The sequence below is a fragment of the Deltaproteobacteria bacterium genome (assembly GCA_019310525.1).
Lineage (GTDB): Bacteria > Desulfobacterota > DSM-4660 > Desulfatiglandales > HGW-15 > JAFDEE01.
Genome location: JAFDEE010000076.1, coordinates 1 through 13,415, shown reverse-complemented (window position 1 = coordinate 13,415; position 13,415 = coordinate 1). Strand labels below are relative to the sequence as shown.

Annotated in this window: 11 protein-coding genes; 10 read left to right on the top strand and 1 reads right to left on the bottom strand. The window is 54.3% G+C overall.

Features of this window, described 5'->3' with window-relative positions; translation table 11 throughout:
• Positions 1 to 377 precede the first annotated feature (377 nt).
• From JRF57_13010 to JRF57_12975, 8 genes are all read left to right on the top strand, one after another.
• The gene (locus JRF57_13010; protein MBW2304617.1) at positions 378 to 1,103 is read left to right on the top strand and encodes a FadR family transcriptional regulator; all 726 of its coding nucleotides are present in this window, start codon (positions 378 to 380) and stop codon (positions 1,101 to 1,103) included.
• 87 nt (positions 1,104 to 1,190) lie between these two features.
• Entirely contained in the window at positions 1,191 to 2,855 is a 1,665-nt protein-coding gene (locus JRF57_13005) for an ABC transporter substrate-binding protein (GenBank protein MBW2304616.1), read from the top strand.
• 151 nt (positions 2,856 to 3,006) lie between these two features.
• Positions 3,007 to 3,975 carry an ABC transporter permease gene (locus tag JRF57_13000; protein MBW2304615.1) on the top strand — a complete coding sequence of 323 codons (969 nt, stop codon included), beginning with the start codon at positions 3,007 to 3,009 and terminating at the stop codon, positions 3,973 to 3,975.
• A 20-nt stretch (positions 3,976 to 3,995) separates the two neighbouring features.
• Complete coding sequence (locus JRF57_12995; protein ID MBW2304614.1) at positions 3,996 to 4,856, top strand: ABC transporter permease; 861 nt, start codon at positions 3,996 to 3,998, stop codon at positions 4,854 to 4,856.
• Positions 4,857 to 5,825 (top strand): ABC transporter ATP-binding protein, encoded by a 969-nt coding sequence (locus JRF57_12990; protein MBW2304613.1) that lies wholly within the window; start codon positions 4,857 to 4,859, stop codon positions 5,823 to 5,825.
• A 2-nt stretch (positions 5,826 to 5,827) separates the two neighbouring features.
• Entirely contained in the window at positions 5,828 to 6,799 is a 972-nt protein-coding gene (locus JRF57_12985; GenBank protein MBW2304612.1) for an ABC transporter ATP-binding protein, read from the top strand.
• Between the two features lie 78 nt (positions 6,800 to 6,877).
• Entirely contained in the window at positions 6,878 to 8,815 is a 1,938-nt protein-coding gene (locus JRF57_12980; protein ID MBW2304611.1) for an FAD-dependent oxidoreductase, read from the top strand.
• A gap of 158 nt (positions 8,816 to 8,973) precedes the next feature.
• A complete protein-coding gene (locus tag JRF57_12975; GenBank protein MBW2304610.1) occupies positions 8,974 to 9,318 on the top strand; it encodes a ferredoxin family protein in 345 nt (114 codons plus the stop codon).
• Positions 9,319 to 9,527: 209 nt separating this feature from the next.
• On the opposite strand, the gene JRF57_12970 is transcribed toward JRF57_12975, so the two are convergent.
• Positions 9,528 to 10,748, bottom strand: a complete 1,221-nt coding sequence (locus JRF57_12970; GenBank protein ID MBW2304609.1) for a cation:proton antiporter — start codon at positions 10,746 to 10,748, stop codon at positions 9,528 to 9,530.
• Between the two features lie 340 nt (positions 10,749 to 11,088).
• Between JRF57_12970 and JRF57_12965 the strand changes: the two genes are divergently transcribed.
• Positions 11,089 to 12,384: a CBS domain-containing protein gene (locus JRF57_12965; GenBank protein ID MBW2304608.1), complete on the top strand. Its 1,296-nt coding sequence runs from the start codon at positions 11,089 to 11,091 to the stop codon at positions 12,382 to 12,384.
• A 137-nt stretch (positions 12,385 to 12,521) separates the two neighbouring features.
• Entirely contained in the window at positions 12,522 to 12,977 is a 456-nt protein-coding gene (locus JRF57_12960) for an iron-sulfur cluster assembly scaffold protein (protein ID MBW2304607.1), read from the top strand.
• Positions 12,978 to 13,415 lie beyond the last annotated feature (438 nt).

The window sequence follows — 13,415 nt, the reverse complement described above, 5'->3', positions numbered from 1 at the left end:
CTCCCCCGTCACTAACCCCTTGAAATAACCAGGCCGGGAGACCGGGAACGAGGAAAAGATCTCCATGCCCCTCCAGTAGATATCCGAAATACTCCAATGTATGGATGCCTGTCCCACTTGACACCCTAAACAGGGCAGTTGAAATTTCTGTGTTTTTCAAAGGTCTCATTTCAAAATTTGACATGCATAATCTGTGATCAATTTCCGGTTGACATCCTTCCAGATGGAATATAATATAATTTTTCAATTGGGCTATCCATTTATTGGGTTATCAAGTTCGATTATCACCCGACCATTTATGACCACGAGGTCTTCAAAAAAACCTTCAATTTTTAGATAGGCCTGAAAAGTAAGGCCGTTCATTCTGGAGAACACACATGGGATCCCATAAAATCACCCCCCTCCTCGTGCCGCCCAAAAGAGAAAGGTTACCGGATACTATTGCATCCCAGCTCCGCACCCTGATCATTTCCAAAAAGGTCAAGGTGGGGGACAAGCTCCCTTCGGAGCGGGAACTCGCCGAGACCTTGAAGGTGAGCCGCGTAGTGATCAAGCAGGCCTTACGGCTGCTCGAACAATCCGGATTTATCGAGATCAAGACAGGATCCAGGGGCGGCGCATTCGTTACCTACAATTTTTATAAGCCCTTCTTCACCGCTATCAATGAACTCCTCCAAGAAGGCAACCTGAACCTCAACCACTTCTTCGAGGCGCGCCGATCCATAGAGGGCTGCAGCGTCCGCCTTGCAGTTGAAAAGGTCCAAGACCATGATATAGAGCGGCTCAGGGAACTGAATACAAGAGTGCTCGATTCCCTGAAGGATCCATCCCTTCTCCACTCGACCAACATGGCCTTCCACTTGGCAATCGCGGAGATAACCGCCAATCCCTTGATACGGTATATCATTCAATCCCTCCTCGAAATCCTGAGCGTTGTGTGGGAGCGTTATTACCCGGGAGCCACCCAGAATGAAGATTTCATAAGGGCCGTTTACGCCAGGCACGAAAGCCTCATAGAAGCCATCGCCGAAAGGGATGTCGAAGAATGTGAAAAGCGGATTGCAGCGGATACCGAATACACCAAGAACCTTAAAAGGGGGTGAGAACAGAAGAGAGACAAGCTATGGTCTTTCCAGGGAGGTCTGGCAATTTTTCAATTCACCACAAATATTTTGAGGAGGTTCTGAAAAATGAGGAAGAAAGGATGGGGGTACCTTTTCGTATGTATTTTAATGGCAGCCACCTTTTTCGCTGTCATGGCCTGCCCCGGGATGGAGGGAACGGCCCAGGCCAAGAAGAGACACATCGTGCGCATTGGCTGGAACGAGAGCCCGCCCGGGGGAATGAACCCTTTTCTTGTGCGTAACGAGGGTTCTTACCTGTTCATGACCATGATCTATGAACCCCTGGTCGTTCCTTATATGGACGGCAGCATTCATCCTTGGTTGGCCAAGAAGTGGGAGTACAAGGCCGACGAGAAGACGTGGTATTTCTATCTCGACGAGAGGGCCAAATGGAGTGACGGTAAACCGGTTACAGCGGATGACGTGGTATTCACCTTCAACACCCTTTTCAAATATGAATTTCCCATGGGATCCCTCGTAAAGTCCTTTGTTGATTCAGTTAAGGCTGCCGACAAGCATACCGTGGTCTTCAGGATGAAGAAGGGCTTCGCCGCCTTTCTATCCACGGCAGGGGCCACCCTCATCATGCCCAAGCATTTATGGGAAGGTGTGGAAAAGGTCGATCAATATAAAAACCCCAAACCCGTTGGCAGCGGGCCTTTCCTTTTCAAAAAATACAAACCCCGGGCCTTCATGCACGTTACCAGGAACCCCAACTACTGGCGCGGCCCGGCCCATTTCGATGACCTGGTAATACAAGTGTATACAAACCAGGAGGCCCAGGTGGTAGCCCTCAAGAAGGGAGAGCTTGATATCCTGCCTGACCTTTCAGGCAGCGAGGCGCTGATCCCGCCCCTGGTTGCAGATAAAAACATCAACGTGCTCATAGACCGCTGGCCTCATATCCTTTACATCGCGCCCAACTACCGCATCCACCCCCTCGAACTCCTTGATTTCAGGAAGGCCATAGACATAGCCGTGGATAAAAAAGCCATAATCGAAACCGCCCTGGGGGGTTACGGGGAACTTCCCCTCATGGGGTATGTGCCTCCTCTGGTCACCAAGTGGGCCAACACGAAATTGACATGGCGGGGCCTGAAGATGACGGAAGAGGAGCGTATAAAGGAGGCCAACAGCATCCTGGATAACATGGGCTTCAAGATGGGAAAGAACGGCGTCCGGGTAATGGAGGACGGGAAGCCCTTGAAATTCACCATCCGCTGTTACACCAATCCTTCCTACATCAGGGCCTGCGAAATCATCAAGAAGAACCTGGAAAAGATCGGAATCCGGCTTACCGTGATCGTTTCGGATCCTGAAACCCTTTACGGAGGAATCATCTTCAGCGGCAAGCGCCCCATGGACTGGCAACTCCTGGCCCACGGCTCCACCATGGCCCCGGACCCCGATCACTTCGCCCGGGAGTATGCACCTGATCCGCCTAACCCTTGGGACAACGCCCCTGCCTTCGGCTGGAAAGACAAGGAACTCCAGGACCTCCTGAAGCGCTCAAGGAGCGAGATGGATGAGAGCAAACGCAAAGAGATGATCATGAAGGCCCAGGAACTCTTTGCAAAAAAACTGGTGGTAATAACCCTGGGTCACAGATTTCATCCCGCCGCCTACCGTACCGACAAGTACAAGGGGTGGAATCCTGTAAAGATCAGGGTCGGCGGCATGACCAACAGCCTGGCATCAACCATCAACCTCTTGTCCCTTGTCCCCAAGTAAAAACAACAATGCATACCGAAGCATGAACACCAGGGTGAAAGGAGTCAGGGAAAAGGCGGGAAAACATACCGTCGCTCCCTGACTTCCTTCGCCCCTTTAACCTTGTGCGGGTGGAGGCCTGTCTGCTTCCCCCTTCCCCGAAAGGGATGAAATGAAGGGATGGTTTTTCAGAAGGTGCTGGACCAACCTCCTTGTGCTCTTTACGGCACTGGTGATCAATTTCGCTCTGCCGCGGATGATGCCCGGTGATCCCATCGATATCTTCGCGGGCGGCGTCAAGCTCACAGGAGAGGCCCGCCAGGCCATTATCGAACGATTCGGCCTGGATGCCCCGGTATGGGAACAGTTCGTGCGGTACTTCACGAACGCCCTTAGGGGAGACTTCGGGCTGTCATTTTACTATTTCCCTAGATCGGTTCTGGAGGTAATGTTTGAGGCCCTTCCCTGGACACTCCTTGTAATACTCAGTTCCATGATCCTCCAGGTCGCCATCGGATACATACTTGGTGTAGCAGGGGCCTGGAAGGCGGGATCAAAAAGGGATTCTTTTCTCCAGACCTTCTCCCTGGCAATCTTTTCCGCCCCGCTTTTCTGGGTATCCATGGTACTTCTGTATATTTTCGGATACAAGCTGGGCTGGTTCCCCCTGGGCGGGGCAACCGCACCGGCAGCCATATACGAAGGGTTCTGGGACCTGTTTTTGGATATCATCAGCCATGCCGCCCTCCCCATAATCGCCCTCACCATATCCCAGTACACAGCCTACCAGCTCATCTTGCGAAACACCATGGTCAGCGTACTGAGGGAGCAATACATCCTTATCGCCGAGGCCCGGGGGTTGAGCCCCAGGCGGATAAAACACCGCCATGCGGCCCGTAACGCCCTCTTACCCATGATTACCTTCCTCGGAATAAGCTTTGCCATCAGCATTGGGGGGTCTGTGTTTGTGGAGACGGTGTTCTCTTATCCGGGAATAGGCAAGCTGATCTATGATTCCGTTATCAGCAGGGACTACCCCCTCCTGCAGGGGTGTTTCCTGCTGTTGACCTTGGTGGTGATCGCCGCAAACTTTGCCACCGACCTGATATATCGGTTCCTTGACCCAAGGATCCGATACTGAATAGAGGGAGACGGCGAGAGATGGCAGCCAAAGGCAAGGTTGCAAGATTCTGGAATATTTTCAAGCAGAGGAAAAGTGCCCTGTTCGGTCTTGCCGTTATTGTCATTTTCGTCCTGGGCATCCTGGCAGCCCCCATAATCGCCCCCTATGATCCGTCCGACAAGACGGGGAGCGCTTTTGAGCCCCCGAGCCGCCATCATCTCCTGGGGACGAACGACATCGGAGTGGACATCCTCAGTGAACTCATCTATGCGGGCCGCGTATCTCTCATGGTGGGCCTCATCGCTACCGGATTCATCATAATCATCGGCTCCTCCATCGGACTTATTTCAGGTTATTTCGGCGGATTCATCGACGAGATACTAATGCGCATCACTGATGTCGTCCTAATACTCCCCCGGCTCCCCCTCATGATCGTCATGGCGGCATACCTGGGTCCCGGCATGTGGACCATAATATTTGTTTACTCCATTGTCGGGTGGGCAAGTGTGGCCCGCCAGGTACGCTCTCAAGTGCTTCCCGCCAGGGAGGCGACTTTTGTGGAGGCCTCCCGGGCTATTGGTGCCGGTAACACCCATATCATAATAAGCCATATTCTACCCAATATCAGCGGGATCATTATCGCCAACGGCGTAATGGAAATCATGTTTGCAATCCTGACAGAGGCGGGACTCAGCTTCCTGGGCCTCGGGGACCCAACCCACAAGAGCTGGGGGGTGATGCTTTATTTCGCCCAACTCCAGGGGGCCTTTTTAAGGGGGGCGTGGTGGTGGATCTTTCCACCGGGTATCTGTATCGCCTTGTTCAGTTGCGCCTTCAACTTCGTGGGAACCGCCCTTAACGACCTTTTCGGGCTCAAGTTAGGCAAGAGGGACCGGTAAATGGATCAATTGTCTGTGCGTGGACTAAAGACATACTATCTCCCGGAAAGCCCTGCGCCGGTAAGGGCTGTTGATGGGGTGAGTTTTCAGGTACGAAGGGGCACATCCTTAGGAATAGCGGGAGAATCCGGGTGCGGGAAAAGCACTGCGGCCCTTTCCCTGATGCGCCTCGTGAAAGAAGGAAAGATAGTAGGAGGGGAAATCCTGTTGGACGACCTGTCTCTTCTTACTTTGAAGGACCGGGAGTTTAATCGGGTCCGGTGGGAAAGGATCTCTCTCGTGTCCCAGGCGGCCATGAATGCCTTGAATCCCGTTTTCAAAATAGGACACCAGATCGTAGAGACAATCCTTGCCCACAGAAAGACCGGAACGCGACAGGCCTGGAAGATGGCCGAAGCCCTTCTGGAGCAAGTGGAAATTGAGCCATCCCGTGTAAGGAGTTTTCCCCACGAACTGAGCGGTGGCATGCGCCAGCGGGCCATGATAGCACTGGCCCTTGCCCTGGACCCGGAACTCATTATTGCGGACGAACCGACAACGGCCCTTGATGTCGTGACACAGGCGCAAATTATCAAGCTTTTGAGAAGGCTCCAGAGGGAACGGGGTATAGCCGTCATTTTCATTTCCCATGACCTTTCTATCCTGGGTCAGGCCTGCGACCGGATACTTATAATGTATGCCGGCACAATTGTGGAAGAAGGGGATACGGACTCGATATTCGAATCTCCCTTCCACCCTTACACCCGCGCCCTCCTGAATTCCTTCCCCGATATTCGGGAAAAGAGGAAACACCTTAAAGGGCTCCCTGGCAATCCTCCCGACCTGTCGAATCCACCGTCGGGGTGCAGGTTCCACCCCCGTTGTCCCAGCGCGGATCCATTGTGTTCCAGGACTCCCCCTCTCCTCAGGGAAGCGGCTCCCGGCAGATCCGTGGCCTGTCACCATATAGTGGATAAGGGGGGGAAGTAGGGATGGAAATCATTTACCGCGTGGAAGGCCTTAAAAAACGATATCCCCTGAGAAGGGCGGGCTGGCTTCCGGGTAAAAAGAGGTACTTCAACGCCGTTGACGGGGTAGACTTCGAAGTGCGCAGGGGTGAGACGTTTGGGATCGTTGGAGAGAGCGGGTGCGGCAAAACCACCCTGGCCCGTCTTATGCTCCGCTTAATCGAACCTACGGAGGGCAAACTCTATTTTAAAGGCCTGGACATAACCGATCTCTCCTGGAAGGCTCTGAAACACCTGCGCCGTAAAATACAGATGATCTTCCAGGACCCTTTCGGGTCCCTGGACCCCAAGAAGAGTGTATTTCAGATTATCGAGGAACCCCTCAAGGTTCATAGGCTTTATGGTCGAAAAGAGAGAATGGAAAAGGTTCGCGAGACCCTCGGGCTCGTAAACTTACCTGATTCAGACGATTTCCTGCTGAAGTATCCGGATGAACTAAGCGGTGGACAGCGCCAGAGGATCGGGATTTCCCGCGCGCTCGTACTGGGGGCGGAATTCCTCATAGGAGACGAGCCTGTCAGCATGCTGGATGCAAGTGTAAAGGCGGACATAATCGACCTTATGGTCGGGCTCAAGGAAAAAATCGGTTTGACTTACGTTTTCATCACCCATGAAATCGCCCTTGCCTATCACATATGTGACCGAATCGCCGTGATGTACAGGGGGAGAATAGCCGAACTGGGAAACGCAGAAGAGGTGATCCGAAATCCGCTTCACCCGTATACACGCTTACTCATGGCAGCCATCCCTCCCCTGAGGCCGGACCGGGCCTGGGGAGAAGACCTTCCTCGAAGCGGAGAACCTGTGCCTGATGAAGATACTCCGGGATGCAGCTTTGCAGGACGCTGTCCCGAGGCCGTAGATGAATGCAGGAATACTTCCCCGAAGTTTCAACAGATTGAAAGGGGGCACAGCGTGGCCTGCCATCTTTACTAGCGTCCCCTTTCAGTGCCCGCCCATTTCCGGAAACTCCGGGAATACACCTTTTACAAAACGTCAGAGTGGAGGCAAATAATGGAAGACAACCAAAACAGCTTGACTTTCCAGGAGCCGATCGAGTGGCCATACCCTATCCGTTATGGAGAAGAAACCAGGGTCAATGTAGATGTGCTTGTCTTGGGGGGCGGCCTTTCGGGCTGTTTCGCCGCCATCAACGCCGCCAGGAAAGGCTTGAAGGTGGCTGTCGTGGACAAGAGCCCCATTGTGCACAGTGGTGCGGCCGGCTCCGGAGTTGATCACTGGATGGACTGCCCCTCCAACCCCGCCAGCAAGGTGGACCCTGAAGAGTTCACCCTGGAGCCGGTCAGGAAGTACAAGGGGGGCTACGCCAATGTAATCGCCAATTACATAACGGCGAGGGACAGCTGGGACGCCTTGTGCGAACTGGAACAGATGGGCATGAAGATCCGGGATACGGATGATGTCTTCAAGGGCGCCCCTTTCAGGGACGAAGCCACCAAGTTGCTCTTTGCCTACGATTACGAGACCCGGACATGTATCCGGATCTGGGGGACCGGGATGAAACCCTCCCTTCACAAGGAGTGTAAACGCCTTGGAGTCCAGCTCTACGAACGCATCATGGTGACATCCCTCCTCACGGAGGGAGGAAGACCGGGAGGACGGGTAGTGGGTGCGACAGGCGTTCATACCCGCACCGGCGAATTCTTCGTCTTTCGTGCCAAAGCGTCGGTCCTTTGCATGGCTACACCTGAAAGACTATGGATATTTTCCAGCGAATGGACCGGCCTGGTGGGAAGGGACGGGCCGCCTGCAAATGCCGGCAACGGTCATGCCATGGCCTGGAGGGCCGGCGCCGAGTTCGCCCGCATGGAATCCTCCAGCCATGAGGAGTGGGGGGGCAGCACCGGCATCGGGGCTGTACTGTTCGGCACCGGCAGCAATTTCGCCACCTGGTACCCATGCACCATCGTGGATGCGGAAGGCAAGGAAGTCCCTTGGGTGGACAGAGAGGGCAACCCTATCCATACACTCGAGGAAAGAACCAAGCCGGGTCCCGGCCAGAAATTTCTCACCCTGGTCCTGGGAGGGGGAGAAGGAAAGGCGGAATCCATGCCCCACCTTATTCCCGATCTCCCAGAGCGGATCCGGAAGGGAGAGTTCAAACTGCCCCTTTACGCGGACCTCCCCGGGATGCCCGAATACGAACGGCGGGTTATTTTCGGTCTCATGGTAGGACAGGAGGGACATACCTGGCCTGTTTACCGCAACCTGACCGAGGCCGGTTTTGATCCGGACAAAGACCAGCTCCAGGTCTATGAGATCGGCGCAGCTCCTCCGGGATGGAGGAGACTCCGGTACGGCGGCCTGGTGGTGGATTGGGACCTCAGAAGCAACCTGGAAGGCCTTTATGCCGGAGGTCAAAGCATTTTCGACGGGATCGGGGTGGCACATGCCTCCAGTACCGGCAGGTGGGCCGGGAGAAGTGCTGCTGCGTATGCTCAAGAGGCACCCGAACCCATCATCGACGAAAAACAGGTCAACCGAGAAAAGACCCGGATCTATGCACCTATACAACGTCCGGACGGGATCAACTGGAAAGAGCTTCAGGCCGGAATCGCCAAGGTCATGCAGGACTATTGCGGCGACACCAAGACCGAAGAACTCATGGCCCTTGGTTTGAAAACACTCGAAGAAATCCGGGAAGGTGAATCGCGGACCCTCTTCGCGCGAACCCCTCATGAACTCATGCGTGCTCTTGAAGTCCTCGACATCCTGACATGTTGCGAGATGATCATCCACGCCAGCAGGGCACGGAAGGCCAGCAACAGTTGGCTGCATTTCGAGCGCCTGGATTTTCCGCAGGACGACCCGCCCGAGTGGAGAAAGTGGGTCACCCTGAGACTGGAAGGGGAGGAGGTCCGGGTAGGAGAACTGGCCCTGGACTACCACGGGGACATCAAGAAAAATTATGAGACCCACAAGAAGGAATAGCCGCCTGATCCGGTTCCAGGGCCCGAGAGACCTTTGAGGTAGCAAGAAGGAGAGGTTCGTCTCCGGATCTTTTTCCAGGTTCAGAGGGTCGAGCCTTTCTTGAGCGCAAGGGAGCCGGGATGCTTTCCTTTGAAAATAAGAATGAACGGGAGTTGAACATGACACAACCAAAGGTTTACGCCCAACCCAACCTGATCACCCCGAACAGGCCGGTGATCATCGATCCGGAGGTCTGCACGGGGTGTAACCTGTGCGTGGAAATCTGCCCGAGTGACGTCTACATCCCCAACCCACAAAAGGGGAAGCCGCCCATCATCCTGTATCCTGAAGAATGCTGGTATTGCGGCTGCTGCCTGATGGAATGCCCTCTTCATGACAAGGGGGCCAACAAGTTGAACTGGCCCCTCATGCAAAGAATGCGATGGAAACGGAAAGAGACAGGGGAGCATTTCAGGTTCGGCATGCCGAATCCACCGCCCCCCAACAAACGGCCCATGGTATAAAGGGTCAGAAAGGCGTCCATCCGCAAGAGAGGCGATTTTGTTTAAGGTCAACCCTCCGTCCGGCCCATGGGACTTACGCCCCGGAAGGTATGGCGAAGATTTTTAACCGCCCCTCTCGGGGTGAGAAGCGGGACAGGTATCCATACATTAGAGAGGCATGGGGGTCTTTTCCTCACTTCCGGATTTCCCGGCCTTTTCCCGGTGAAAATCTACAGAGAAATTTCTCCCGCCCTCTCCAGGGTGATCTTTGCCAGGACGGGTCCGATCAATTCATGGATCACGGTCGCGCCGATTATGACCGCGATCACGGTGTCGGAAATCGGAGAGAAAACCGGGACGGCCTTGATTAAGAGGGCAAGCCCGATCACGATTCCACCCTGAGGAATCAACCCCGGAGCCGTGTGCCTGCCCAGACCCGCGGGGGCCCTGGAAATGCGTGAGCCGAGCATTGTTCCCGCGATCTTTCCGATCCCCCGAAGCGCCACGAACAGAAGGACAAAGGGCCAGGCCTTACCCAGCACGGAAAAATCCAGGTACATGCCGCTAAGGGTGAAGAAAAGCACAAAAATCAGTTCCTCGGTGTAACGCTCCAGCATCCCGAGGATCTTCTCCCGGATGGGATTGAAATTGACGACGACGCATCCCATGGCCATCGTGGAGAGAAGCTCGTCCAGATGCAGCCACCTGGCGAGGCCGAAGCAGAGGGTGAGGAGTGAAAAGGTCAACACGATGAGGGATCCTTCAGTCTCCTTCTTAAGCAGTGCCGTGACGGTATTGAAGGCAATCCCGAAGACGATCCCTGTCCCGATCCCCCCGAGGATGACGATTACTGCACGGCCTAAGGAGACGACCAGGGTTTCCCCGGAGCCCACGAGCAAGAGCTTTCCGACGGCCATGCAGAGGCTGAAGTTGATGATGCCAGCGATGTCATCCATTCCCGCAACCGCCATGATCGTCGAGGAAACCTTCCCCTTGGCATGGTATTCATGGGCCACCGCAAGTGTGGCCGAAGGGTCGGTGGGGGAGGCCAGGGAGGCCAGCAAAAGGCTCAACGCAATGAACATGGTGGGCGAGGAAAGATGAAGCCAGGGGCCCAAGGCGTAATTGAGGGCCAGGAAGCCACCTGTTACAAAGAGGAGGGCGCACTCAGCCTCAAAAAACGTGATCAGGAGGATCGTCTTCCCAAGCTGCCGGATACGGGGAAAAAAGAGGGAGGCACCCACCGAAAAGGTGATAAAGGACAGACTCAAATCCGTCGCCAAATCGGTATACTTTATGAACTCCCCGGGGATGAGCGGCAGTATCCTGGGGTTTAAAAAAATTCCCCCGAGGATATAGCCGGTGACCCTGGGGAGCTTGAATTTAGAGGCGATCTCACCGAATACAAACCCGACACTTAATACAACCCCCAGCGTCATCATGGAATTCATGGTCCACGCTCCAAGGTTAGGGCAAAAGAGCCCTATACACTTCGCTATAACTTCTTATCTGGATTCAAATCAGTGGACAACCCGGGCGAAAACATCAATAATCTATTTTAACAAGTTGCGTCATTCGTGCAACCATCGATGTGGTCCTGCGGACAGGAACCCTGATGCGGCCTTTCTGCGAACAGGGGCCCGAATCCCCCTTCCATCGTCGCTTGAGGGGATCGGACGGTCGAAAAAGGTTGAAGTTACGGGAGGTTCCTGCCGATACAGTGACTGTGACCTTACGGAGCGCAGTTTTTCCGGATCTCAACTTCAAGCCTCCTGATATACGCCTGATTCCATGGAAGCGATTGTCACCCATAAAAATACGGATTTCGATGCCCTTGCCAGCCTCATCGCCGCCGCCCTTCTCTATCCTTCGGCTGTCCCGGTGTTTCCAAGATCCCTCAATGTTAACGTCAGGAAATTTTTATCCCTTCACAAAGACCACCCCTCATTTCAGGCCGCGGCAGAGTTCGATCCCGGCGGGATAGAGCGGCTGATCGTGGTTGATACGAGTTCCTGGAACCGCATCGAGGGTCACGAAAAAATTTCGAAGGGTACTTTTTCAGCCATCCATCTCTGGGACCATCACCGCCCCGGAGACATCCGCCCGGAGTGGTCCTGCGTCAAACAAATCGGTGCCACGGTGACTCTCCTTGTCGGAGAGTTGCAGAGGCAGGGAAAAGATTTTTCCCCCATTGAAGCCACCCTGTTTGCAGCCGGGATTTACGAGGACACAGGGAATCTGACCTTCCCTTCCACCACGTCCGAGGATGCCGGCGCCGTGGCCTTTCTCTTGGAGAAAGGGGCCGACCTGAACCTGATCAAGAACATCCTCAGACCGGTCTATGGACCGCGGCAAAAGGAAATCCTCTCCGAGATGCTGAAAAACGAAAACCGCGTCAAACTCAACGGGTATGCCGTCGCCTTTAACCGGATCTCCATCGAAGGTCATACGCCGGGTCTTTCCCTTGTAATGGATATGTACATGGAGATCTCGGGTGTAGACGCCTCCTTCGGCATCTTTGAAGAGCCGGAGAAAAACCAATCCATCGTGATCGGCAGGAGTTCCACGGAAAGCCTGGATATCGGGGCTATCATGCGGAGCCTGGGCGGTGGAGGTCATCCGAGTGCCGGATCGGCCATGGTCAAGGGAATGTCCGCTGAAACCATCGAGCAGGTTTGCCGGGAACGCTTCTCGGCCAACAACAAGGCGCCTGTGAAGATCAGTGATCTCATGTCCTACCCTGTGCTCACCGTATCTCCAAAGACACCCATGTGGGAAGCGGCCATGTTATTCAGGGAAAAGGGCTGCACCGGGCTCCCCGTCGTGGATGAACACGGCCTTGTTGGTATAATCACCCGGAGGGACTTCAGGAAGGGGAAGAAGCCCCTTAGGATGGACAGCCCGGTGAAGGCCTTCATGTCCACCAAGGTGGTCTGGATCTCGCCAGGGAGCAGTGTGGACCAGGCCTCCAAGTTGATGGTCAAGCACGACATCGGCAGGCTCCCTGTCATGGATGAAGGGAAAATCATCGGGATCGTGACCCGCTCCGACATCATGCGGTTTTACTATGATCTGCTTCCCGACTGAACTCCTTCGATCCCCTCCCAGCCTTCTCCCATCCTTTGCTCCTTCCCTTCCGGTTTCAACCCCTTGACAAGTAATATGGTTCTCCCTAGTGTTTTAAGGCCGAAAAGCATTATCAGGGGGAGTACGACACCAAACAAATGGATTTCTTCCTTCACCTATTCATCGGCTTCGCTGTCTTGGCGGGCGTGGTGTGTACCTGGGCCATCGTTTACTACTTTGCCAATCCCCAGCCCGATAATCCGGACGGCAAGGCCAGAATTACCGGGTCTTGCGGTGATACCATGGAAATCGCTCTCACCTTCGATGGAGAGAGGGTCAAGGAGACCTCCCACTGGACCGATGGGTGCGCCTATTCCCTGAACTGTGTTTACGCCGCCGCCTGTCTGGCCAAGGACAAGACCCCTGACGAAATACTGGAGATCGATGAGCGTGCCATTCAGGAATTCATTGGAGGGCTTCCAAGCGATCACATCCATTGCGCCCGCCTAGCCCATGAAACCCTCCAGGCCGCCCTGGAGGACTTCATGAGGAACCAGGCAGGGAAAGCGCACGGTGGTACCGGCCGCAAAAGGGAGGGCGGGAAAAAACCTTGACTCTCTCCCTGGGAACGATTAAAGGTTGAGCGTTTCTCTAGTTTCCATCCATAAACAGCTCATTTCTGGATTGGGAACCCGGGGCCAGCGCCTAAAACACATTTGTGGACAGGCACCCCCTAATTATCAAGAAAAACAGGTTTTTTGAACTTTCATCCGACCCTGCTCCTTGCCCTGCTTTCCTGTGTTTTTCCAGGATTTTGCACGCTGTTGAAAAACGTAGCGAGACCTTTGAAAAATGTTCAATTTTGTCCAAAGGTCAAGGAAGGCGAAAATTTTAACCGCAGGAATACATTGGAGTATTTCGAGGATTAAAATTTGAGGCTGACCTGTCTGCCGTGCCTGCCTGCCCCTTGGAATGGCAGATAGGCCCGGCACAGGCAGGCGCAGAGATTGGGCAAAAGGGGGCGTTTTTCAAAGGTCTCGTAGCGAACGCAG